The organism is Aminobacter sp. J41 (assembly GCF_000526635.1).
In the GTDB taxonomy this organism is placed as follows: Bacteria; Pseudomonadota; Alphaproteobacteria; order Rhizobiales; family Rhizobiaceae; genus Aerobium.
In genome coordinates this window covers 25,141-47,693 of the sequence record NZ_JAGL01000013.1, presented here as the reverse complement: position 1 = coordinate 47,693, position 22,553 = coordinate 25,141, and the positions used below count along the sequence as shown (strand labels likewise).

Here is a 22,553-nt window from a genome sequence, read left to right as displayed (position 1 = left end):
GCCCTTCTCTGGACGGGCGGGATTGCCAGAACAGAAGCGGGCATGCGTGGCGCGGCATGGTATTGACTTGCAGTTACGACGTCCGACGGACCTTCATCATCCCGCGGGCTGCCGGCTTGCTTCACCCATGGAGAAGGAGGACACGCGCGCAGCGGCGTGGAACATCATCGCCGAAGCCGCCGTGCGCGGATCCCACCCCGCGCGCGCCAGGCTGTCGAGCATGAAATCAATCATCGGCTTGATCACCTCGCGCGCCTCAGCGTCATGCGAGAGAAATTCGCTCGGCGGGTGGTTGGGGGTCGGCACCTGGTCAAAGCGTGGCATCATGCTCATGTCAAACTCCGATCAGCGTACTCTATGCTTCTCCCTCGAAAGCAGAGCCTGCAGTTTCCGTCGGTGGCGGGGTCACATCACCAGCGCTGAAGCGGCGGTGAACGTTCGACATGGTCGATGCGCGAAGTCTGCGTGGAAGCGGTCGCAGCAATGATGGAACTTCATATCGTTCTCCCTGAAGGACAAACAATCATTGAGAGGTTCCGCCGCACCGGTCCGGCCGGACCGATGCGGGGCGCGGCCCAGAAGGCGCCGCGCATATCGAGCTAGTTTCAGAACTTTTCAGTTTCAAGGCCGCCCGTTCGATTCACCTTGAATGGCCCTCTGCCTTACCGGCCGAGCGTGTAGAACTCGTCATTCGGGCGCATGCTGGTGACGTTGGCAATCCGGTTCGACATGCCGAAGAAAGCGGTGATCGCCATGATGTCCCAGATGTCCTCCTCGGTGAAGCCGTGCTGATTCAGCATCTCGAAGTCCTCGTCGCCGACCTCGGAAGCACGGGTCGAAACCTTCATGGCGAAGTCGAGCATCGCCTTCTGTCGCTGGGTAATGTCGGCCTTGCGGTAGTTGATCGCGACCTGATCGGCAATCAGCGGGTTCTTGGCACGGATGCGCAGGATCGCGCCATGTGCGATCACGCAGTACTGGCACTGGTTGGCGGCACTCGTCGCCACCACGATCATCTCGCGCTCGGCCTTAGTGAGGTTGCCGGGCTTATCCATCAGCGCGTCGTGATAGGCGAAGAAGGCGCGGAACTCGTCCGGGCGGTCCGCGAGAGCCAGAAACACGTTCGGGATGAAGCCCGACTTTTCCTGCACCGCCATGATGCGTTCACGGATATCCTCGGGAAGGTCCTCGAGCTTGGGCACCGGGAACCGGCTGATGGCGCGCTCGGTCATGGGCAAATCCTTTGTGCTGCTGCAGCCGGCTCGGAAAGAACCGGCTGATGAATGCTGGCGATGCAGGTTCCCCACCTGCCTGACCGCAGTTTCACCGGCTGGCGCACATAAATCAACGCCCCCGCGAGGCTCTCGCAAGGGCGCTGACCTCACAGGGAAGGACCAAAAAATCAGGCGCGGTAGCGCTCGACCAGCGTAACCAGACGCTCGACGGCTGCGACAGCCGCCTGATGATCCTGCGAGAAGTTGAAGCGAATGCTGTCGGCGCAGTGCGGGCTGAACTCGGTACCCGGCGTAACCGACACGCCTGCCTGCAGGCGCAGGATCTTGATGAAGTCGGCATAGGAAACGTCAAGCTTCGGCAGACGCGGGAACAGATAGCTGCCCGCCTGCGGCGTGCGGGCGAATACCCCTTCGCAACCCCGCAGTACGGTAAGCAGGTCATCGCGGATCGCCTGGTGCAGGCGGATGCGCTCGTCCATCCAGCCTTCCGGCTCGGCAAACCAGGTGCGAAGCACGGCCTGGCTATAGCCTGCCGCGCGCAGCGAGACGATTGCCTGCAGCTTCTCCATGCGGTTGATGAGCTTCTTCGAGCCGAACGCTACGCCGAGGCGGTAGCCGCTGAGCGACTCCGTCTTCGACGGGCCCATGATGGTAATCACGTTCTCAGGATCGATGTTGCCGGCGCGCAGATGCGTGTAGGTGGCACTGGTGTAGAGCAGACGCGAATAGAGCTGGTCCACGATGACAGTCGCCCCGTAGCGCTCAGCGAGCTGGGCAATCTTCGCGATTTCATCGGCAGAATAGACGACGCCTGCCGGATTGTTCGGGTTCGAGAACAGGAACACCTTGGCCCCCGCCTTGAAGGCATCCTCGAGTTCGCCGAGGTTGATGCCGGCATTGTTGCCTGCATTGACGTAGTCGAGCTGGACCGGAATCATCTCGCCTTCGAAGAACTCGACCAGCTTGCGGTTCGCAAAGTAGTCCGGCTGCATGATCGCGACCTTGTCGCCGCGCGCCGTGGTGCAGGCGATCGCAAGGAACAGTGCGCCCTGCGTGCCCGGCGTAATGATGAGGCCGTCGCGGGCGTTTACCGGCGCGCCGGTAAATGAAGCCAGACGTTCGGCTAGCAGCTCACGGATTCCGTAGTCGCCGCGGTACTCGGTGTAGGCCTGCTTGCCACCTAATGCGTAGCCGGCCGAGAACACCTCGAACGAGCCCGGCGTCGGCAGAAACGCGTCGACGTCGCCATGCGAAAAGTCGACCGGCTTGCCTTCGAGCTTTTCACCGCGCATCAGCGCCTCGATGCCCGCGGCGCTCTGGCGCACTTCCTGGCCCGGCGCATTGTCGGTTCCCAGCCTGCTGAACTTCTCTTCGATCGACACCTGTCATCTCCTGATCTGCTGCCGCGACATGCGCGTTGTCCATCTCCTGATAGACGACGACGATCAGTTGTAAAATGTTGCTTTTCATATCTTCAAACGATAGTTTTTGTAGAAGATGGACACCCGCTTCCTTGAAAGCTTCGTGACGGTTGCGAGTTGCGGCTCGATTGCCGAGGCCGCCCGTCGCCTGAACCTGACACCTGCCGCTGTCGCCCAGCGGCTGCGCGCGCTTGAGGCTGAGCTTGGACACTCGCTGGTAAGCCGCACCGGACGCACCGTGCGACCCACTGCCTCCGGCCTTGCGGTGCTGGCCGAGGCTCATGCCTTGCTTGAAGCAACGCGCGCACTGAAGGCAGCAGCAGCCAATGACATGCCGGCCGGGCAACTGCGTCTCGGCGCGACGGCCACAGCGCTGACCGGACTGCTGCCCGCCATTCTCGCCACGCTTGGCCAGAACTTTCCGCGTATCGAGGTTTTTGTCCGCCCCGGCGCCTCGGTTGACCTCTACCACGCGCTGCTGGCAGGCGAATGTGACGCCGCCATCCTTGTGCGCCCGCATTTCCCCATTCCGAAGTCCCACGAATGGCTGACCCTGCGCGACGAGCCGCTGGTGCTCATTGCGCCGGAGGACACGCCGATTGAGGATCCGCATGCGGCACTGACGCAGGCACCCTTCATCCGCTACGACCGCAACCAGTGGGGCGGGCAGATCGTCGATCGCTATCTGCGCAAGCAAGGGCTGAAGCTGCGGGAATGGCTGGAACTCGATGCGCTGGATGCGATTGCCGCCCTCGTCGACCGCGGTCTCGGCCTTGCCATTGTACCAGACTGGGCGCCCCCCTGGCCGGAAGGTCTCAGGCTGCAGAAGATCTGTCTCGATGCCGGCGAGGTACGCCAGACGGGCGTGCTGTGGGGCCGTTCGGGTCCGCGCATTGCCGCCGTCCGCGCCTTCGTCGAATGCTGCCAGCAATCGCTGTGACTGATTGAGCCCGATAAAGAAAAAGGCCCGGGCTGCACATCGGCCCGGGCCTTCTAAGATCGCTACATCAGGCAGCTTACTGCTCGATGTCGATGTCCTTGGTTTCGCTACCGACCAGCAGCGAGATCAGGGTGATGAGAGCCATCACCGTGAGGTAGACGCCCACCCAGAACGGGCTGCCCTCGCCGTAGCTCCATAGCGCCACCGCGATGAACGGGGCAACAGCCGCGCCGAGGATCGACGAAACGTTGTAGGAGATACCCGAGCCGGTGTAGCGGACGTTTGCCGGGAACAGCTCCGGCAGCAGAGCGCCCATCGGGCCGAAGGTCAGGCCCATCAGCGTGAAGCCGAGGATCAGCCAGGCCATGACGCCGACGAAGCCGGCCGACAGCATCGGCACCCACAGCATGCCGAACGCGGCAATGGCGATCGTGACCCAGATCAGGGTCTTGCGGCGGCCCCAACGATCAGCCCAGGGACCCGACACCATGGTGAAGATGCCGAAGAAGATGACGCCGACGATCATCATCAGCACGAAGTCACTGTAGTCATAGCCCAGGCCCGGCAGCGGACCGTTGACGCCGGCGCGGCCGTAGCTGAGCGAGAACGTCGTCATCAGGTAGAAGAGGACGTAGGTCGCGAGCATGTAGAAGGTGCCGAGGATCAGCTCGACCCAGTACTTCTTGAAGGCTTCGGCCAGCGGCAGCTTGCGGACCTTGCCCGTCTTGACCGTCTTTTCGAACGCCGTGCTCTCAACGAGATTGAGGCGGACCCAGAGTCCGACCACGACCATCACGGCTGAGAACAGGAACGGAATGCGCCAGCCCCAGTTGAGGAAGGCTTCCGACGGACGCGACGGATCCTCGGACGGCAGTACGGCCGCGATGATCAGGAACAGGCCGTTGGCGATGATGAAGCCGAGCGGTGCACCAAGCTGCGGAAAGGTGCCGAAGATGGCGCGCTTGCCTTCAGGCGCATTCTCAGTCGCGACCAGTGCTGCGCCGCTCCACTCGCCGCCGAGCGCGAAGCCCTGTGCGAGGCGCATGATCACCAGCAGCGCCGGGGCGAGCCAGCCGACCGAGGCGTAGGTCGGCAGCAGGCCGATCAGGAAGGTGGCGATACCCATCGTCAGCAGCGCGCCAACGAGGGTGATCTTGCGGCCGCGCTTGTCGCCTAGGTGGCCGAAGAAGATGGCGCCAAGCGGGCGCGCAATCATCGCAGCGCCGAAGATCGCGAAGGATGCGAGAAGTGCCGCGGTGTCGTCGCCTGCCGGGAAGAACAGGTGGGGGAAGACGAGAACTGCTGCGGTCGCATACACATAAAAGTCGTAGAATTCGATCGTCGTGCCAACGAGGCTGGCAAGCAGCACACGAGATCGGGGGTTGGCTGGCGCTCGTTCCTGCGGCGCAGCTGCAACAGTGGATGACATTCACTTTACTCCTGGCCGGGGGAATTTGCGGAGCGCGTTTGGGAGGGACTGATCGGCCGGCCAAGCCGAGTCACGCGCATGCGCGAGTGCCGTAAGCAGGGAGGAATGCTGCAGCCTCGCGCGAACACGGGGCGGCATATAACAAGGTGAAGCGCGTTCGTGAATTCACATTCTTCGCGATCGAAAAGATATTAAGATAAAGCTTGTGTGTCACAACGGTTCGGACTGTTGCCGATCACACCCGCAGCACGCAATTCTGTTGCGGAAACGATGCCGCTGCGGAACGGCCTTCGTCCCCTGAGAAAGCAGTCACTTACGTAAGGTCACTGACGTTGCGAGGCCGCTATCCCTCATAATCTGATACGACAGCCTCCGGGAGGGTGCGCAGCCAGTCTCACCCAGCGACAGTTTGAGCCGAGGAACAAAACTGCTGTATGGACAGCAGATGACCGACCGGCTGACCCGAAACGGATTCGACATCGCGCGGCTGCGCTTCGCCGCGCGTACTGCGCTTGCCTGCTGGCTCTCGATCCTGCTCGCATGGCTGATGGGGCTTGAGCACCCGCAATGGTCCGGGATGTCGGTCTGGGCGGCGTCTCAGCCGTTGCGCGGAATGCTCCTCGAAAAGAGCTTCTTCCGCATGTTCGGCACGCTTGTCGGTACAGTGGCAGGTATTGGCCTCGTCCTCGGCAGCCAGATGGTGCATCCGGCAGTGCTCGTCGTCGGCCTCGCCGTATGGATTGGCCTTTGCACCTGGTTCGGCAACCTGCAGCGCGGTGTCGTCACATACGGTACGGTACTCGCCGGATATTCGGCGTCGATGGTGGCGCTGCTCGACACGAAGCATCCGGACCTCGTCTTCCATCTCGGCGCCGACCGCCTCGCTACGGTCCTCACCGGCGTCGTCGTCGCAACGCTGGTTGGCTATTATTTCGCCAAGCGCACCGACGAGAAGGATCTCCGAGGCCGCGTCACGCGGCTCGTCGCTCGCCTTTTGCGCGAAGGTGGTATCGATCAGCGCGACTGGGACCGCCGCCGTTATCTTTCGGAGCTCGCGGCCATCGATGAAGACCTCGAGCCGCACGCTGCGGGCTCGATCAGTTCCCGGCATGAAATCAAGCGCTTGCGGGCGGTACTTCTGGCGGTGGTCCCGCTGCTGATGCAGCGCACTCCGGAACGCGATCCGCGTACTGCGTCCGTTGCCGATGCGCTGGAGCGGGGGGACGGCACCAGAGCCGCGCGACTGCTGTCAGCGATCAGCACAGAGACGGAAAGCCCCCTCGGCCGGCTCGGAGCCGCGCTCGCCGAGCTGGTGCCTGAAGATGGTTCTGCGGTGAGCAGCTCGATCCGTCGCGTCGCCGCGCCAGCCGTCTTCCTGCACCGCGACTGGCTTGGTGCGCGGGAAGCCGGCCTTCGCGCCGGCGGCGGCATGCTGCTGTTCGGGCTGATCTGGCTGTTCACCGGCTGGGACTTCGGCGGCTTCATGCTGCTCGGTCTGTCGGTGATGATCTCGCTGTTCTCGACCTTTGAGAGCCCGGCGATCACCATGCGCCACATCATCCTCGGCCAGTTCCTCGGCGTGCTCGCGGCGCTGGCCGTGCGGTGGATGGCATGGCCGATCGCCACGAACGAACTTCAGCAGCTTCTGCTCTTCTTCCCGTTCATCATGATCGCGCCGCTGCTTGTCGCACACCGGCGCACGGTCATTGCCGCGACCGACTTCAGCATGATCATGCTGCTGATGTCGCAGCCCGGCCTGCCACTTACCGGTACATTCAGCGACTCGATCGTCAAGGCACTGGCGGTGCTCGCCGGTCCGGTCGTGGCGCTCGCAGCCTATCTCTTCGTCTTCCCGATCAACCTGCAGCGGCGCCAGCAGCACCTGCTGAAAATCACGCGCCGGGAACTTGCAGGCCTGGCGGCGACACCGCTGTCGGAGCCGATTAACCGGCAGGTCCTTGAGGCGCGGATGTATCACCGCGTGCTGCGGCTCGTACGCATCTCGGAACGGCTGGCGCGTGCCGAGGAGCGGGCAAAGGTGGCGGGAAAGGCAATGTTCGTGCTGCAGCAGACTGTATTCCTCTGCCGCGAACTGGCTGGGGCGAGCGACACCACAGCGGCGGTGCGGCGGGCAGCGGAGCTCGTCATGGGACGGATCGGCCAGCTGGACAATAACCCGCGCGCCGACACGCGCGCGTTCAGGCTGCTCGCTGAACGGCTTGAAGGCGGGCAGGCGCAGGCAGTCAGCGATGCGGGCAGGGCCTACGCATCGCTGATCGCACAGGGCTAGATCACAGGGTACAGATCGAACGGTCCGGCTGTCCTCACGGCTGGCCGTTCAAAATCATCCTCCCGAAAGAACCAGCTCAGGCGCGATGGTTCATCAGAACGGTCGCGACTTCGTTGAGAGCCTTCAGCTGGTCCTCAAAGGAGCCACTGGTAAAGGCGGTGTCGAGCGAGGTGACGAGGGCGCTGAAGCGCGAAAGCTCCTCGGTCGCAGCATCCGAAGTCAGCGGCTGGTCGTCATAAGCGTCGACAAACTGCTGCGCAGCCGCCGAGATCAGCAGCAGGGCGGCTGCGTTCTGCGGCTCGGTGGCAATGCGCGCACGGGCAGCGCGAGCTACCGCGTCGTAGGCACGCACGCTGCCGCCGTTGTCGTTCAGTTCCTTCAAGAATACATCAAACATGCTGTTTCCCTTGTTGATCTAGAGCGGCAGCGCCGAAATGCCACCGTGGTTGGCTGACCACTTCACCGGCTCGGTGAGGAAGCGTTCGACTTCCGCAATGGTCTCGTTAGAAAACCGGTTCTGGTCCTTCGCCACCTTCAGGATGTCCCACCAGGTAGCGAGATAGTGCAGGCGCATGCCTGCCGCCTCGAGCTTGCGCGGCGTATCCGGGAAGATGCCGTAGTAGAACACTGCAAAGGTGTCGGTGACCTGCGCGCCCGTCTTGGCGACGGCCTCCGCGAACTTGAGCTTGCTGCCTCCATCCGTCGTCAGGTCTTCAACCAGCAGTACCCGCTGGCCTTCTGACAACGCGCCCTCGATCTGCGCGTCGCGGCCAAAACCCTTCGATTTCTTGCGGACGTAAACCATTGGCAGCGCGAGACGATCCGCCAGCCAGGCTGCGAACGGAATGCCGGCGGTCTCACCGCCGGCCACAGCCTCGAACTGCTCGAAGCCGACGTCGCGGAACACGACCGATGCGCCGAAGTCCATGATGGCAGAACGGATGCGAGGATAGGAAATCAGCCGCCGGCAATCGATGTAGACCGGGCTTGCGAGACCAGAGGTAAACGTAAACGGCTGGTCAGCCCGAAAATGCACGGCATTCACCTCCAGCAGCATCTTGGCCACCGTTTCGGAAATTACCGAGCGATCCGGGAATGTATTCGGGAACATCGCTGAATCCTTCCTATTGATAGCCCTCGCTACCAACTTCCCGGCTATCAATCCAGCCGCAGCGCGGGTTGGACCCGGAACTTGACCGGGAAAACGGAAAACGCCTCGCCGCCGGCTTTCGGCGCGGCGCGACGAGGCCCCGCGTTAACCGAAAACCGTGCAGCAAGCGCGTGTGCCATCGATTACCCCTTGAGGAACTCGTGCAGGATGTCGGTTCCCGCGAGGAAGTCGGGCAGATCCATAGCTTCCTGCGGATTGTGCGAGCCGTTGCGGTTGCGCACGAAGACCATGCCGGATGGCACGCCCGCGGCCGCGAACACGGCGGCGTCATGGCCACCGCCTGACGGCATGACGAAAGGCTCCATGCCGAGCCGCTCCATCGCGGCCTTGAGTCCTGCCACGATTTCCGGCGCGCAGAGCGCAGGTTCCACGCGCATCTCGCGGTCGAGCTCGAAGCGAACCTTGCGCTCCTTCTCGACCTGCCGCATCTCCGCGTCGAGCAGGCGGCGCATGTCGTCAAGCGTCTTGGCGCTCTGGCTGCGGATGTCGAGGCTGAAGCTTATCTCGTCCGGAATGCGCGACATTGCATGCGTGGCCGGATCGGTGCTGACCATACCTGCGGTCAGCACCAGGTCGTCACCCATGTTGAGAATGGTCATCCAGCTCTCATCGAGGCGCACCAGCAGGTCCGACATCGCCAGCACCGGGTCGCGACGATAGGCGCGGGGCACGGCGCCGGAGTGGCCGGCTTCACCAAGGCAGCGGATGCGACGGTGGCGGAAATTGCCGCGAATGCCCGAAACGACCGCCGCCGGGAGCTTCTTGCCGATCAGCAGCGGGCCCTGCTCGATGTGAAGTTCCAGATAGGCCTCGATTTCCGACAGGTCCATCAGAGGTACGGACTCGCGCACCTTCTCCATCGGGATGCCGACATCGGCCATATGCTCGTCCAGCGTGCGGCCGTCAGCCTTGTGCTTTGCGCCCAGTTCGGACGCCAGCGTGCCGGTCAGTGCCTTGGAGCCGATGTAGCACGGGCCGAACCAGGCGCTTTCCTCGCCACGCATGGCAATGACGTGCACTGGCCGCGAGAACTTCAAGCCCTCGCGCTTGGCTCGCAGCAGGCAAAGCAGGCCAGCGACCACACCTGCGAGGCCATCGAAGTTTCCCCCCGCGGGCACGCTGTCGACATGCGAGCCGACGATCACGTAACGCTTTGCATCACGATCTTCCGGCAGGCAGAAGCGGGCATTCTGGCCCGCGTCATACCAGACGCACAGGCCGTGGCTCAGCGCGAAGTCTTCGAGGAAGCGGAGCGTGTCTGTTTCGATCTGCGAAAAGGCCGGACGGCTGACGCCCTCGACGTCGCGGGTACGACTGGCGATCTCGTCGAAGAGATAGCTGGCGATCTCGAGGTCCGAGACCGCACTCACATCCGCGGGCCTGGGCAGCGCGTTCATGGCGCAGCCTCCATGAAGACCACTCCCGCCTTCTGCTCGTCATCGATGACGCTGCCGATCACGTCCTTCACGGAACTGTAGCCATGGCGGGCCAGCCATGCGGCAAGCTCATCAATGATCCGCGGCATGGCGAGCGGGTGGATGAAGGTCGCCGTGCCGACCTGAACCGCGGTCGCACCGGCGATCAGGAATTCCAAAACGTCCTCGACGCTGGAAATGCCGCCACAGCCGATGACCGGGATCTTCGTCGCACGTGCGCACTGGTAGGCCATGCGCAGCGCGATCGGCTTGAGCGACGGGCCGGAGAGCCCGCCCATGAGGTTGCCGAGTTTCGGTCGGCGCGTGTTGATGTCGATCGCCATCGCAAGAATGGTGTTGGCTACCACCAGCGCATCGGCGCCCGCGTCTTCGGCAGCGCGCGCGACCTCCGGCGTCTCGCCCGTGTTCGGCGTCAGCTTCGCCCAAAGCGGCAGATGCGTCGCCTTGCGCAGCTTGGTCATCACGTCGAAGGTCGAGGACGGGCGGATGGCGAACGCCTTGCCGTCTTCCTCGATATTCGGGCACGAGATGTTGACCTCGATGGCTGCCACGCCGTCGACGCTTACTTCGGAGCACAGCGTTGCGAACTCATCGGCGGTGTTGCCGGAGATACTGACGACGAGCGGCGTCTCGTAGCGCTTGTAGAAAGGAATGACCCTCTCGATGAAATAGCCAACGCCCTTGCTCGGAATGCCGATCGAGTTCAGCATCGAGCCGGAAACCTCGCAAACGCGCGGCGTGGGGTTCCCGTCGCGCCAGCCGCGCGTAATCGTCTTGGTGACGTGCGCGCCAAGAAGGTCGAGGTCGAACACGTCGGCCAAGTCTTCCGAGAACGTACCAGAAGCCGGCATGATCGGGTTCTTCAGCCGGAGCGAACCGACATCAACCGTCAGATCTACCATGGCATCGCCTCCTGCATGTCGAAGACAGGGCCTTCGCGGCAGACGCGAAGATTGACGACCCGGTCTTCCTTGCGGAACGGGCGCACGCAGCAGTGGCACATGCCCAAGCCACAGGCCATCTGCTGCTCAAGCGCGATCTCGCCGGGAATTTCGTGCTTCTCACCGATGCGCTGCAGCAGCCGCAGGATCCGGTTGGAGCCGCAAGTGTAGAAGGCGTCGACGCCTTCCTCTGCGATCAACCCTTCGATGATCGCCTCAAGGTTTTCAATGGAAGACGTGCCTTCGGCATCCGTGACGGTGACGACATTCGCGCCGAGCGAGCGGAAGTAGTGGACCGACATCAGCACGTCGTCGCTGCGCGCGCTGCAGATCGCGGTGAGTTTGCGGCCAAGCCGGTTGGCCTCGAGCGCCAGAGGAGCCAGCGTCGCAAGGCCAACACCACGCGCGACCAGCACCAGATGCTGCCAGTTATCAGCGATCGTAAAACCACGACCAAGCGGCCCAAGAACGTTGAGCGTGTCGCCGGCGCCAAGATGCGCCAGAGCGCGCGTACCCTCGCCCGTGACCTTGTAGAGGAAATGCAGCTCGCCCTTGTCCGGGTAGAATCCGTAGATGCTCATCGGCCGGCGCAGGTACGGGTTCTCCCCACCAAGCTGCGGGCACAGCAGGTGGAAGAACTGGCCGGCCCGGCACTGCTCCAGCATCTCGCGCGGCGCCTTCAGGACCATCTGGCGATACTCGCCATTGACCTGAACGTTGGAAATGATCTGCAGGTCGCGCTCGAAGACCACCGGCTTGATGGCTTCGCGCACGTCACCCAGCTTCAAAGCTGCATTCATGACAAACTCAGTTCATTATGAGGTTTGGCAGGAAGGTCGAGACCGTGGGGATGTAGGTAATCACCAACAGCGTCGCGATGTTTGCGACGATGAACGGCCCGATGCCGGAGATGATCAGCATAACCGGCCTCGACAGCGTCGACGCTGCTACGAACAGGTCCAGGCCGAACGGCGGCGTGATCATGCCAATCGTGATGTTCAGCGTGACGATGACGCCGAGGTGAACCGGATCGATGCCGAGCGCCATGGCCACCGGGTAGAGCGGCGGCACCAGGATCAGCAGCGCCGAGTTCGGGTCGACGAACATGCCGAAGATCAGGAAGATCACGTTGATGACGATCAGGAAGACGATCGGGCCAGCATCGATGTGGTTGATGAAGGCGAGGATCGCCTGCGGCACCTGCGCGAGCGTGACGAAATAGGAAAGGAGGCCGCCCAGCGCGAGCAGGATGAAGATGATCGCGGTCGACAGCGCAGCGCGCTCGGTGATCGCGAACAGCTTCTTGAGCGTAAGGGTCCGGAAAATCACGCTCTCAACGAAGATGGCGTAGACGACGCTGGCCGCCGCAGCCTCCGTCGGCGTGAAATAGCCAGTGTAGATGCCGCCGAGAATGATGAGCGGCATGCCCAGCGCCCAGCCGGCACGAGAAATCGACTGCAGGCGCTCGCTCCAGCTCGCCTTCTCGCCACGGGAGACGCCGTTCTTGCGCGCTTCCCACCAGACGAGCAGAGCGAAGGCGAATGCGAGGACGAAACCCGGCACGATGCCGGCGATGAACAGCTTTGCGACCGAGGTGCCGGTCATCCAACCATAGATGATGAGTGTAATGGAGGGCGGGAGAAGCAGAGAGGTCTCGGCACTCGAAGCGATGAGGCCAAGGCTGAACTTGTCCTTGAATCCCGCCTTCTGCATTTCCGGGAACACCATCTTGCCCATCGCGGCAACGGTGGCGGGTGCAGATCCGGAGACCGAGCCGAAGGCGAGAGAGCCGCCGATCGCGGTATAGCCGGAACCACCGCGGAAGTGACGAAGGAAGGCATCTGCCAGCTGAGTCAGGCGGCGCGCGATCTGGCCGTCACCCATTAGCTCTGCAGATAGGATGAAGAAGGGAATTGCCAGGAGCGTCGAGTGGTTGATGCCACCCACGATCTTCTGGACGATCACCGGATCAGGAAGGTTGCCGTAGAAGAATTCCTTGACCATCAGCGCCGGGACGCCGAGGACAAGCATCATCTCAAAGCCGAGAACAAGCAGCAGTACCGCAGCGGCTGCGACGACCAGGAGCAGCATTTAGTGTTCTCCCCCGTCCTGACCGGCATAGCGGTCAATGACGCCGAAAAGGCTGAGCGCATAGCGCAGGCCAAGCAGAAGGAACCCGATTGTCGGGGCGAGATAGATCCAGAAGATCGGCACGTTCAGCGTCGGGCTGATCTGCCCGGTCGAGTAAACGAAAGCCGTCATGCTATAACCGAGCCATGCGAGGTACAGGCTGAAGACGATGGCAATCGCGTCGATGATCTTGCGGATCGGCAGGTGCAACCGCTCGGCGATGCGGTCGCGCCAGCTATAGACGCCGACATGGCGGCCGCGCTCCAGTGCGAGGCCGAGCGCCAGGAAGACCAGGAACAGGCTGAGCAGGCGCACAGTCTCTTCAACCCAGGCGAAGCTGGTGGCGAACGAACCGCCGAATTGCCTCGACACCACGTTGATGAAGTAAAGGACGATCATGAGGAGGAAGATCGCCACAACGGCGACCCGCTCGACAGTCCGCAGTGCAGCTAGGGCCTTCATGCGGCTTTCTCCAATCAGCAAACGCTCTGGGCTACTGGCCGAAAAGAAAATGGGTGATCCCCGCCGGAGCGGAGACCACCCGGGTTGGAATGATTACTTGGTGACCTTGGCGTATTCGGCTTCGTAGATGTCGATGATGCGCTGGCCCTCATCGCCGGTACGGCTCAGGAAGGCGGCACGGGTCGCCGGGTACATCTTCTCGCGGAAGGCTTCCTTCTCGGCGGCATCCATCTCGCGGATGTCGATGCCCGAGGCCTTGATCTCGTCAAGCGCTTCCTTAACCGAAGCAGCCTTGTGCGCGATCAGGTCCGGAATGACCTCGACGAAGGTGTCGGTGATGATCTTCTGGTATTCCTCCGGCAGGCTGCTCCAGAAGGTCGGGTTGAAGAGGACGACATCCTCCATCGCGCCGTGGTCGGAAACCACCAGGTGCTTCTGCACCTCGTAGTACTTCATGCGCTGGATGGTATCCATCGGGTTTTCCTGCGCGTCGATCACGCCGGTCTGGAGCGCGGTGTAGAGCTCGCCGAACGGCAGGGCGATTGCCGAAGCACCGAGCGCATTGAACTGCTCGATGAGGATATTCGAGTCCATCACGCGGAACTTCTGGCCGGCGAAGTCGTCGATCTTGGCCAGCGGACGGTTCGAGGTGAAGTGCTTCTTGCCGTTCGGCCAGAGGGTGACGCAGTGAACGCCGCGCGTCTCGAAGGTGTCGCACAGCGCCTTGCCGAACTCGCCGCTACGGATCTGCTGTGCCTGCTCGTCATTGTCCGGCAGCAGGAACGGAATGTCGAGGACGGACACGACCGGGTTGAAGCCGCCGAGGAACGCAGCCGGAGCAACCGTTGCTTCAAGCGTGCCGAGCTGGACGCCCTCGGTCATCTCGCGCTGCTGGCCCAGCTGGCCCTGCGGGAAGATCTGGAATTCGACGGCGCCATTGGTGCGCTCCTTGACGAGCTCGGCGACCTTTTCGAGATGGACATGGCGCGACTGCTGGGCCGCCTCCAGGTGACCGATCTTGGCAACGAAGTCAGCTGCCCATGCAGGAGAAGCGGCCATCACGGCAGCGATGCTGACCATCGCTACACTCTTTAGCCCGCGCGCGAAAATATTCATGTCCCACCTCAACTCGTTATTGTGGAGTTCAAGAAAGCGAAATTCGTACGAACCGCTTCTACCCTTGTCAATCGCAATTCTCAAAAATGAGACGAGAGGCCGCGCCGTCTCGTTAATGATCCACACCTCAAAATTTGGACGTTTGTTGACATCACGTGAGTTTGGCCCCGATAACGGGCGCAACGATAACGGAAGAGGCAAGGCTTGAGCTCGAACGCGGCGGATGGAGTGAACTTCGGCGACATCGGCGCGCGCCTGCGTGCGCACCGGCTTGGCCGCGGTCTTGCGCCTGGAACGCTTGCCGCGAAGCTGGGAATCTCGCGCGCCGCGCTCTACCGGGTCGAAAAAGGTGATATCCGCAAGATCGAGACGCTGACGGCCATTGCCAATGAGCTCGGAGTTTCGCTTCCGAGCCTGATGGGCGTTGGCGTCGAGTATATCAGCAGCTCCACCGTCTTCTTCGAGCGCATGCGCCAGCTAGAGGAAGAGTGCCAGCAGATCATCGGCTTGTTCAGCCCGGTGTCATACCTGCTCACCTCCGACCGTTACGACGAGATGCTGTCGACGGTCCTGCATGAGTCGACACCAGCAGACATCGACAAGGACGGCCTGCAGATGATCGACCAGCTGATGTCGACGCTGGCCGCGCGCAAGGCCGCCTTTCGCGAGCGCCGCCCGCATATCGTGAGCCTCATTTCATCCGTTGACCTGGAGCGCTTTCTTCTGAACGGCCTGATCGGCCGGCACGACCTGCCAAACGAGATCTCCACCCAGCGGAGGATCGCTGCCCGCCGCGAGGCCGAGCACATTCTCGCGACCTTCGAGTCACAGCCGATCGGCGTCCAGATGGGCATTGTGCGCGAACCCGTCCCCGCGACGAGTTTCCAGATCTTTCGCCAGGCGGATCGGTCCGTGCTGGCAATCAGCCCGTTCCGGCTCGGCGAGCAGCCGAATGTCCGGCTCGGCGTCGCGCTGATTACGTCGGCGCCCGAGGCAATGACGCTGCACGAGGATATTGCCGCGAGGCTCTGGGGATCTGCCCTCAAGGGTGCGGAAGCGGCCAGCTACCTGCGCGAAATGATCGCGAAATATGCCGTGGCCGTCTGACCCGGTACAAAACGTCAGCCCTCGATCGCCTTTGAGTAGGCCAGCATGATGAAGCGCTCGGCCTGCTGCAGGTACGAGTCCAGCATCTCCGCTGCTTGCTTGAAGTTGCCGGCCTCAACCTGCTCGATCAGCTTCTCGTTTTGGTCAACGAAAGGCGCATGCAGATATTCCGGGTCCTTCAAGAGCCCGAAGACAAGGCGCAGCTCGAGCGAAATATGCGAATAAAAGGCTGACAGGCGCGGGCTGTCGGCGAGCTCGACGATCGCACTGTGAAAGGCAATGTCAGCGCTGCCGACTGCAAGCCACCTGCCGGCCTTGCGCGCCTCCTTCGCCGACTCGACGGCTTCGCGCATTTTCGCGATTGCCGGATGGCGCGGATAGGCGCCCGCCAGCGCCTGGCATTCGATCAGCCGACGGATGCGGTAAATGTCGATGATCGTCGAGATGCTCGGCGTCGTGACGAAGACCCCCCGGTTCGCTTCGTGACGGAGAATGCCTTCCTTGGTCAGCAGCCGGAAGACTTCACGCAGCGTGTTGCGCGAGACCTGCAATTCCTCACTCAGAGACACTTCCGACAGGTGCTCGCCCGGCGACAGCTCTCCCGAAATGACCTTCTCCCGGATGCGCGCGGCAACGGAGTCAGCCAACGGCTGGACTGCAGTGACGATCGGGGTCACGATCTTGGCTGGTGCTGGCATGCAATTCTCACACTGCTGCTGAAATCGAGTTGAGGCGGATGGTGATGCCCAAGCGTTCAACAACCACGTCCGACTCGTATCGATTTTGTACCAGAAACGCAGGATACGTGTCGTCATCCAATCTTGTTGACGTGATTGTTCAACAGTCTGGACAAGTTTGTGGGAGCTTGTTAGTGTCCGACGTTGCGGCTCGCAACCTGGTGAACATGTTAATCGACCCGCGAGGCACAATTGGTCTGTGATCTGAACAGCGATCTTGGCGAGAGCTTTGGGCCCTGGCCGATGGGCGATGATGTCGCCATGCTCGATGTCGTCAGTAGCGCGAACATCGCTTGCGGCTTCCACGCGGGCGATCCTGCGGGAATCCTGCGCACCGTGAGGTCAGCCGTCGAGCGGAATATCGCGATCGGCGCCCATGTCGGCTATCGCGATCTCGCGGGCTTTGGCCGTCGCAACATGGAGCCGACCAGCGAAGAGCTTTTTGGCGACGTGATCTACCAGATCGGCGCGCTGCAAGGCATCGCGACGGCCGCGAAGGGCAAGGTCACCTACGTGAAGCCGCACGGCGCGCTCTACAACACGATCGCGCACAACGAGCGGCAGGCCGACGACGTCATCCGCGCCATCCTCGCATTCGATCCGGAGCTGGTGCTGCTCGCGCTGGCCGGTGCGCCGGTGGTGGAACAGGCTCGCGCGGCGGGCCTCACGGTAGTCGAAGAAGTATTCGCCGATCGCGCCTATACGGCCGACGGGCAGCTCGTCTCCCGCACCAAGCCTGGCGCGGTGCTCCACGACGTCGAGGCGGTCGCGCAGCGCGCGCTTGTGATGGCACGCGACGGTATTGTCGAGGCGATTGACGGCACCACTGTCAGGCTCAACGCCCAGTCGATCTGCGTTCATGGCGACTCGCCCAACGCCGTCGCGATGGCGCGCGCAGTGCGACAGGCGCTTGATGGAGCCGGCATCGAGATTGCGCCTTTTGCGCCTGGCCGCGCCTGAAAATGAGTGAAATGTCGTCATCATCACCTGCGAGAATTCGCCCGGTGCGGCCGGGCGCGTTCCTTATCGAGTTCGACACGCTCGACGAGGTGATGGCGGCAAGCATGGGCCTGGCGGAGCAGCCCATCGACGAGATCAAGGAGATGGTTCCAGGCGCGCGGACCCTTCTCGTGCGTCATGACCCGCATGAAACCAACCCGGAACAGCTGCTCCGCGAAATCCTAGCGCGCAGCCGCGCAGCGGACTCCGGTGCTCCGGGGACTGTTGTCGAAATTCCGGTCGTCTATGACGGCGAAGACCTGGGCGACGTCGCCGATATCCTCGAATGCAGCATCGATGAGGTGATCCGCCGGCACACCGAGACGCTGTTTTCGGTCGCCTTCACGGGCTTTGCCCCGGGCTTTGCCTATCTCGCCAGCAAGGATTCCACGTTGCGCGTCCCGCGCCGCTCGTCGCCGCGCACGGTCGTGCCGCAGGGATCCGTGGCGCTCGCAGGTGAGTTCACCGGCGTCTACCCCAAGGCCAGCCCCGGCGGCTGGCAGCTGATCGGCCGTACCGATATTGCCATGTTCGACATCAACCGCGAACCGGCTGCGCTGCTACGCCCCGGCATGAGCGTCCGCTTCCGCCGCGTGGAGAATTTTGACGCGAAAAGGCCTGCCCAGCCGGTGCAGAAGGCGACCACGGCTCCCGCGTCATCGCAATGGATCGAGGTGGTGAGCTCGCCTCTCCCGGTGATGGCGCAGGATCTTGGGCGTCCCGGCCTGGCACCGCAGGGCATCAGCCTATCGGGCGCATCCGATCGCAGCTCGCTGATCGCAGCCAATCGCATCGTCGGAAATGATCGCGATGCCGCGGCCCTGGAGATTCCGCCCGCTCCATTCACCTTCCGCGTGAAAGGCAACCTCGTTGCCGCAGTCACTGGCGCTGCCGAGGGCATCCTCGTCCGCGACGCCGACGGTGACGCCGTGCGGCTTGCCCCCTGGACCCCGCTTGCCCTGAACGACGGGGACACAGTCACCATCGAAGCGCCGCGCCGGGGCGTTCGCTCCTATCTTGCCATCCGCGGTGGCTTCGACATCAAGCCCGTTCTGGGCAGCTCATCGACCGACACGCTTGCGCAGCTTGGCCCCGCCCCCCTTCAGGTGGGCAACCAGGTATTCGTCCCTGAGCGGGATACGAAGATTGCCGTGCAGCCTTCGGCTGAGCCTCCCTTTGCGATGCCCGCTACCGGCGAGACCGTCGAGCTCGATGTCTATCTTGGCCCGCGCAACGACTGGTTCACGGACGAGGCAGTCAAGTTCTTCCTCACACAGGAATGGACGGTCGGCCAGCAGAGCAACCGCGTCGGCATGCGCCTTGCCGGTGAGCCGCTGGAACGCAAGCTTCGCGATGAACTGCCGAGTGAAGCTACGCTTTCGGGCGCCATCCAGGTACCCGCCAACGGTCAGCCGGTACTGTTCCTCACCGACCATCCGGTGACAGGTGGCTATCCCGTCATTGCCACGCTGCGCGAAGAGCAGCTGAGCTATGCCAGCCAGATCCCGGCGGGAGCACGCATCCGCTTCCACGCCATCGAGACCACGAGAAAGGGCGGCAGACCATGAAGAAGGTTCTGATCGCAAACCGCGGCGAGATTGCCCTGCGCATCGTGCGCGCCTGCCGCGACTACGGGGTGAAGTCGGTCGCCGTCTACGCGGACGAGGACGTCAACGCCCTGTTTGTGCGTCACGCCGACGAAGCCTATGCCCTCGGCGGCTCGACGCCGAAGGACACCTATCTCAACATCGACAAGCTGATCGAGATTGCGAAGCGCAGCGGGGCGGATGCCGTGCATCCCGGCTACGGCTTTCTGTCGGAGCGGGCGGAATTTTCAGAGGCGGTCGTCAATGCCGGCCTGACCTGGATCGGCCCCTCTGCAGATGTCATCCGCGCGCTCGGCGACAAGCTGGAAGCCAGGCGCGTTGCAGCCAAGATCGGCGCGCCGCTTGCCCGTGGCAGCGAAAACGCGATCGACAGTGCCGCCGAGGCGCTGGCCTTCGCCCGCGAGATCGGCGTCCCCGTTGCGATCAAGGCAGCGCATGGCGGCGGCGGGCGCGGCCTGAAGATCGCCCACGACTTTGCCGAGGTGGAGGAGCTCTTCGAATCGGCCCGGCGCGAGGCTCTGGTCGCATTTGGCCGCGGCGAGTGCTTCATCGAGCAGTATCTCGACCGCCCGCGCCATATCGAGGCGCAGATCATCGCCGACACGCACCGCAATGTGGTCGTGGTCGGCACACGCGACTGCTCGCTGCAGCGCCGCAACCAGAAGCTGGTCGAGGAAGCCCCCGCGCCGTTCGTCACAGATGACCAACGCGCCGCGATCCACCATTCCGCAGCCGCGATCTGCCGCGAAGTCGGCTATACCGGCGCGGCAACCGTCGAGTATCTGCTGAGCGCCTCGGGCGTCCTCTCCTTCCTCGAAGTGAACACCCGCCTGCAGGTCGAACACCCGGTGACGGAGGAAACCGCCGGCATCGACCTCGTCGTCGAGCAGCTACGTATTGCCGATGGACTGCCGCTGTCGATCAGCGAAAGCCCTGCCCCGCGCGGCCACGCCATCGAGTTCCGCATCAACGCCGAGGATGCGGGCCGTGGCTTCCTGCCTGCCTTCGGCGAGATCAGGCGGTTCGAACCGCCGACGGGCCCCGGCATCCGTCTAGACAGCGGCGTCGAGGCAGGCTCCGTTGTGCCGAGCAATTTCGACTCGCTCACTGCCAAGCTCATCGTAACCGGCGCCACCCGTGAGCAGGCGATTGCGCGTGCGCGGCGGGCGCTCGCCGAGTTCAACATCGAGGGCATTCCGACCGTGCTGCCCTTCCACCGGCAGGTGCTCGAAGAGGCCGACTTCACCGGCCCCGTATTCCGTGTCCACACCCGATGGATCGAGACCGATTTCGCCGCTAAGCTCGAACCCCACGCCCGCGCCAAGCCTGCACGATCGCAGCAGACCCGGCGCGCCAGGATCGAGATTGAAGGCAGGATGGTCGACGTCGATGTACCGCGGGCCTATTGGACGGTGTTCGGAGCCGGCGCAGCCGACGACGCCGAGGAGAACCGAGAGACGGCGAGTGAAGATCCGGGCAGCGTGCTGGCGCCCATGTCCGGGACACTCCTTGCATGGCGCGTTCAGGACGGCGCGACCGTGCGCGAGAACGACGTGCTCGGGGTGATGGAGGCCATGAAGATGGAGACCCAGATCCTCGCCGGCAGCAATGGCACCTTTACAGCCTCGGTTGTCGCCGGCAGCCCGGTCAGTGCCGGCGAAGAGCTCGGCCGCATCGTTCCAGACAGCACCCAGGAGGCGACACCATCATGACGACTTCGACGCCGCTTCTGTCGATCGAGAACCTGACCGTCGCCTTTGGCCAGTCGCGCGTGGTCGAGAACCTCAGCTTCACCGTCGAAGCCGGGCAGACCGTCGCCGTCGTCGGCGAGTCCGGCTCGGGCAAGTCTATGACCTCGCTGTCGATCATGCGGCTCACCGACAATCTTGGAGCCCATTTCGAGAGCGGCAAGATCCTGTTCGAGGGCCGCGACCTTGCGAAGGCCTCGCAGCGCGAGATGCGCTCGATCCGCGGCAACGAGATCGCGATGATCTTCCAGGAGCCGATGACCTCGCTCAATCCGGTCTTCACCGTCGGCGACCAGATCAGCGAAGCGATCCTGCTGCACGAGAATATCTCCCGCTCGGCGGCACGCGCGAAGGTGCGCGAGTTGCTGGAAATGGTGCGCCTGCCCGACGCGGCGAACCTGATGAGCCGCTATCCGCACCAGCTCTCGGGCGGCATGCGGCAACGCGCGATGATCGCGATGGCACTTGCATGCCGGCCGAAGCTGCTGATCGCCGACGAGCCGACCACGGCGCTCGACGTGACGATCCAGGCGCAGATCCTCAACATCATGCGCGATCTCAAGAGCGAGCTCGGCATGGGCATGATCTTCATCACACATGACATGGGCGTCGTCGCCGAGATGGCGGACCATGTCGTTGTGATGTGGAAGGGCAAGAAGGTCGAGGAAGGCCCGGTCCGCGAGATCTTCGCCAATCCGCAGCATCCCTACACCCGCACGCTGCTGTCGGCGGTACCCCGCCTCGGCAGCATGAAGGGCGAGACCCTGCCGAAGCGGCGCCCGCTCACCGTCCTCGAGGACGGTCAGCCGAAGATCGTGGGCGAGGAACGTGTGCAGGACACTGTGCGCCGAGATGCCCCTCTCCTGTCCGTTGAGGACATGATGGTGCGCTTCGATATCAAGAAGACCTTCCTCGGCAAGGTCACGCACCGGCTGAGCGCGGTGTCGAAGGTCAGCTTCGACGTCTATCCGGGAGAGACGCTGGCGCTGGTGGGGGAGTCCGGCTCCGGCAAGTCCACCATCGGCCGCACCATCCAGCAGTTGCAGAAGGCGCAGTCGGGCACCATCCGCTTCCGCGGCAAGCGCTTTGCCGACATGACGGCGGCGGAACTCTTCAAGATGCGCCAGGAAGTGCAGTACATCTTCCAGGACCCGTTTGCCTCGCTCGACCCGCGCAAAACCGTTGGTTTCTCGATCGCCGAGCCAATCAACACGCACAGGCTCCTCACCGGCGGTAAGGAAGTGACGAAGCGCGTCCACGAACTGCTTGAGCGCGTCGGTCTGTCGTCGTCCGTTGCCTCGCGCTATCCGCATGAGTTCTCGGGCGGCCAGCGCCAGCGCATATGCATTGCACGTGCGCTCGCATCGAACCCGAAGCTGATCATCGCCGACGAGGCTCTGTCAGCGCTCGACGTGTCGATACAGGCACAGATCATCAATCTTTTCATGGATTTGCAGGCGGATCTTGGCCTTGCTTACCTGTTCATCAGCCACGACCTCGCGGTCGTCGAGCAGATGAGCCATCGCGTGGCGGTTCTTTATCTCGGCCAGATCATGGAGATGGGCAGCCGCCAGCAGATCTTCGAGAACCCGTCCCACCCGTACACCCGGCGCCTTCTGTCAGCCGTCCCAATTGCCGACCCCGCGCACGAGCGCGCAGCGATCCGGATCGACGGCGAGATCCCGAACCCCGTCCGCGCCGTCGGCGACGAACCCGCCATTCTTGCCCACGACGAGATCGCCCCTGGCCATTTCGTGGCGCGAGTGCCCGATTAACAGCTCATA

The 22,553-nt window shown here is 63.0% G+C and carries 20 protein-coding genes; 7 read left to right on the top strand and 13 right to left on the bottom strand.

Features of this window, described 5'->3' with window-relative positions; genetic code table 11:
- Nucleotides 1-96: 96 nt before the first annotated feature.
- From L630_RS0110885 to L630_RS0110875, 3 genes are all read right to left on the bottom strand, one after another.
- Nucleotides 97-333: a hypothetical protein gene (locus L630_RS0110885; protein WP_024848286.1), complete on the bottom strand. Its 237-nt coding sequence runs from the start codon at nucleotides 331-333 to the stop codon at nucleotides 97-99.
- 329 nt (nucleotides 334-662) lie between these two features.
- A complete protein-coding gene (locus L630_RS0110880) occupies nucleotides 663-1,232 on the bottom strand; it encodes a peroxidase-related enzyme (protein ID WP_024848285.1) in 570 nt (189 codons plus the stop codon).
- A gap of 170 nt (nucleotides 1,233-1,402) precedes the next feature.
- Nucleotides 1,403-2,617, bottom strand: coding sequence for a pyridoxal phosphate-dependent aminotransferase (locus L630_RS0110875; RefSeq protein WP_024848284.1), 1,215 nt, complete (start codon nucleotides 2,615-2,617; stop codon nucleotides 1,403-1,405).
- 115 nt (nucleotides 2,618-2,732) lie between these two features.
- Here L630_RS0110875 and L630_RS0110870 point away from each other — a divergent pair, with 115 nt between their 5' ends.
- The gene (locus L630_RS0110870) at nucleotides 2,733-3,596 is read left to right on the top strand and encodes a LysR family transcriptional regulator (protein WP_024848283.1); all 864 of its coding nucleotides are present in this window, start codon (nucleotides 2,733-2,735) and stop codon (nucleotides 3,594-3,596) included.
- A 76-nt stretch (nucleotides 3,597-3,672) separates the two neighbouring features.
- Here the strand turns inward: L630_RS0110870 and L630_RS0110865 are convergent, their stop codons facing one another.
- Entirely contained in the window at nucleotides 3,673-5,025 is a 1,353-nt protein-coding gene (locus tag L630_RS0110865; RefSeq protein ID WP_024848282.1) for an MFS transporter, read from the bottom strand.
- Between the two features lie 445 nt (nucleotides 5,026-5,470).
- Here L630_RS0110865 and L630_RS0110860 point away from each other — a divergent pair, with 445 nt between their 5' ends.
- Entirely contained in the window at nucleotides 5,471-7,315 is a 1,845-nt protein-coding gene (locus L630_RS0110860) for an FUSC family protein (protein WP_024848281.1), read from the top strand.
- A 76-nt stretch (nucleotides 7,316-7,391) separates the two neighbouring features.
- Here L630_RS0110860 and L630_RS0110855 read toward each other — a convergent pair whose 3' ends face one another.
- From L630_RS0110855 to L630_RS0110820, 8 genes are all read right to left on the bottom strand, one after another.
- Nucleotides 7,392-7,712: a hypothetical protein gene (locus tag L630_RS0110855; protein ID WP_024848280.1), complete on the bottom strand. Its 321-nt coding sequence runs from the start codon at nucleotides 7,710-7,712 to the stop codon at nucleotides 7,392-7,394.
- An 18-nt stretch (nucleotides 7,713-7,730) separates the two neighbouring features.
- Entirely contained in the window at nucleotides 7,731-8,426 is a 696-nt protein-coding gene (locus L630_RS0110850; RefSeq protein ID WP_024848279.1) for an orotate phosphoribosyltransferase, read from the bottom strand.
- Nucleotides 8,427-8,608: 182 nt separating this feature from the next.
- Nucleotides 8,609-9,883, bottom strand: a complete 1,275-nt coding sequence (locus L630_RS0110845; RefSeq protein ID WP_024848278.1) for a Zn-dependent hydrolase — start codon at nucleotides 9,881-9,883, stop codon at nucleotides 8,609-8,611.
- The gene (locus tag L630_RS0110840; RefSeq protein ID WP_024848277.1) at nucleotides 9,880-10,824 is read right to left on the bottom strand and encodes a dihydroorotate dehydrogenase; all 945 of its coding nucleotides are present in this window, start codon (nucleotides 10,822-10,824) and stop codon (nucleotides 9,880-9,882) included. Before L630_RS0110840 ends, L630_RS0110845 begins: the two co-directional genes overlap by 4 nt.
- Entirely contained in the window at nucleotides 10,818-11,663 is an 846-nt protein-coding gene (locus L630_RS0110835) for a dihydroorotate dehydrogenase electron transfer subunit (RefSeq protein WP_144702969.1), read from the bottom strand. The genes L630_RS0110840 and L630_RS0110835 overlap by 7 nt, the downstream gene beginning before the upstream one ends.
- 7 nt (nucleotides 11,664-11,670) lie before the next feature.
- Nucleotides 11,671-12,954: a TRAP transporter large permease gene (locus L630_RS0110830; protein ID WP_024848275.1), complete on the bottom strand. Its 1,284-nt coding sequence runs from the start codon at nucleotides 12,952-12,954 to the stop codon at nucleotides 11,671-11,673.
- Nucleotides 12,955-13,455 (bottom strand): TRAP transporter small permease subunit, encoded by a 501-nt coding sequence (locus L630_RS0110825; protein ID WP_024848274.1) that lies wholly within the window; start codon nucleotides 13,453-13,455, stop codon nucleotides 12,955-12,957. It lies immediately after the preceding gene.
- Between the two features lie 93 nt (nucleotides 13,456-13,548).
- Entirely contained in the window at nucleotides 13,549-14,571 is a 1,023-nt protein-coding gene (locus L630_RS0110820) for a TRAP transporter substrate-binding protein (RefSeq protein ID WP_024848273.1), read from the bottom strand.
- Nucleotides 14,572-14,775: 204 nt separating this feature from the next.
- Here L630_RS0110820 and L630_RS0110815 point away from each other — a divergent pair, with 204 nt between their 5' ends.
- The gene (locus L630_RS0110815) at nucleotides 14,776-15,678 is read left to right on the top strand and encodes a helix-turn-helix domain-containing protein (protein ID WP_024848272.1); all 903 of its coding nucleotides are present in this window, start codon (nucleotides 14,776-14,778) and stop codon (nucleotides 15,676-15,678) included.
- A gap of 14 nt (nucleotides 15,679-15,692) precedes the next feature.
- Here the strand turns inward: L630_RS0110815 and L630_RS0110810 are convergent, their stop codons facing one another.
- On the bottom strand, nucleotides 15,693-16,376 hold the full coding sequence (locus L630_RS0110810; protein WP_051473203.1) for a GntR family transcriptional regulator: 684 nt from the start codon (nucleotides 16,374-16,376) through the stop codon (nucleotides 15,693-15,695).
- Nucleotides 16,377-16,607: 231 nt separating this feature from the next.
- Here L630_RS0110810 and L630_RS0110805 point away from each other — a divergent pair, with 231 nt between their 5' ends.
- The 4 genes from L630_RS0110805 to L630_RS0110790 are packed head-to-tail and all read left to right on the top strand — an operon-like array spanning nucleotide 16,608 to nucleotide 22,544.
- Nucleotides 16,608-17,375 (top strand): 5-oxoprolinase subunit PxpA, encoded by a 768-nt coding sequence (locus L630_RS0110805; protein ID WP_024848270.1) that lies wholly within the window; start codon nucleotides 16,608-16,610, stop codon nucleotides 17,373-17,375.
- A gap of 11 nt (nucleotides 17,376-17,386) precedes the next feature.
- The gene (gene pxpB / locus L630_RS0110800; RefSeq protein ID WP_051473197.1) at nucleotides 17,387-18,982 is read left to right on the top strand and encodes a 5-oxoprolinase subunit PxpB; all 1,596 of its coding nucleotides are present in this window, start codon (nucleotides 17,387-17,389) and stop codon (nucleotides 18,980-18,982) included.
- Complete coding sequence (locus L630_RS0110795) at nucleotides 18,979-20,733, top strand: biotin carboxylase N-terminal domain-containing protein (RefSeq protein ID WP_024848268.1); 1,755 nt, start codon at nucleotides 18,979-18,981, stop codon at nucleotides 20,731-20,733. Before pxpB ends, L630_RS0110795 begins: the two co-directional genes overlap by 4 nt.
- Nucleotides 20,730-22,544 (top strand): ABC transporter ATP-binding protein, encoded by a 1,815-nt coding sequence (locus L630_RS0110790; protein ID WP_024848267.1) that lies wholly within the window; start codon nucleotides 20,730-20,732, stop codon nucleotides 22,542-22,544. The genes L630_RS0110795 and L630_RS0110790 overlap by 4 nt, the downstream gene beginning before the upstream one ends.
- The last annotated feature ends 9 nt before the right edge of the window (nucleotides 22,545-22,553 follow it).

Coding starts and splice junctions, on each gene's coding strand:
- L630_RS0110885 (WP_024848286.1), bottom strand. CDS start 333: ATGAGCATGATGCCACGCTTTGACCAGGTGCCGACCCCCAACCACCCG.
- L630_RS0110880 (WP_024848285.1), bottom strand. CDS start 1,232: ATGACCGAGCGCGCCATCAGCCGGTTCCCGGTGCCCAAGCTCGAGGAC.
- L630_RS0110870 (WP_024848283.1), top strand. CDS start 2,733: ATGGACACCCGCTTCCTTGAAAGCTTCGTGACGGTTGCGAGTTGCGGC.
- L630_RS0110865 (WP_024848282.1), bottom strand. CDS start 5,025: ATGTCATCCACTGTTGCAGCTGCGCCGCAGGAACGAGCGCCAGCCAAC.
- L630_RS0110860 (WP_024848281.1), top strand. CDS start 5,471: ATGACCGACCGGCTGACCCGAAACGGATTCGACATCGCGCGGCTGCGC.
- L630_RS0110855 (WP_024848280.1), bottom strand. CDS start 7,712: ATGTTTGATGTATTCTTGAAGGAACTGAACGACAACGGCGGCAGCGTG.
- L630_RS0110850 (WP_024848279.1), bottom strand. CDS start 8,426: ATGTTCCCGAATACATTCCCGGATCGCTCGGTAATTTCCGAAACGGTG.
- L630_RS0110845 (WP_024848278.1), bottom strand. CDS start 9,883: ATGAACGCGCTGCCCAGGCCCGCGGATGTGAGTGCGGTCTCGGACCTC.
- L630_RS0110840 (WP_024848277.1), bottom strand. CDS start 10,824: ATGGTAGATCTGACGGTTGATGTCGGTTCGCTCCGGCTGAAGAACCCG.
- L630_RS0110835 (WP_144702969.1), bottom strand. CDS start 11,663: ATGAATGCAGCTTTGAAGCTGGGTGACGTGCGCGAAGCCATCAAGCCG.
- L630_RS0110830 (WP_024848275.1), bottom strand. CDS start 12,954: ATGCTGCTCCTGGTCGTCGCAGCCGCTGCGGTACTGCTGCTTGTTCTC.
- L630_RS0110825 (WP_024848274.1), bottom strand. CDS start 13,455: ATGAAGGCCCTAGCTGCACTGCGGACTGTCGAGCGGGTCGCCGTTGTG.
- L630_RS0110820 (WP_024848273.1), bottom strand. CDS start 14,571: ATGAATATTTTCGCGCGCGGGCTAAAGAGTGTAGCGATGGTCAGCATC.
- L630_RS0110810 (WP_051473203.1), bottom strand. CDS start 16,376: ATGCCAGCACCAGCCAAGATCGTGACCCCGATCGTCACTGCAGTCCAG.
- pxpB (WP_051473197.1), top strand. CDS start 17,387: ATGTCGTCATCATCACCTGCGAGAATTCGCCCGGTGCGGCCGGGCGCG.
- L630_RS0110795 (WP_024848268.1), top strand. CDS start 18,979: ATGAAGAAGGTTCTGATCGCAAACCGCGGCGAGATTGCCCTGCGCATC.
- L630_RS0110790 (WP_024848267.1), top strand. CDS start 20,730: ATGACGACTTCGACGCCGCTTCTGTCGATCGAGAACCTGACCGTCGCC.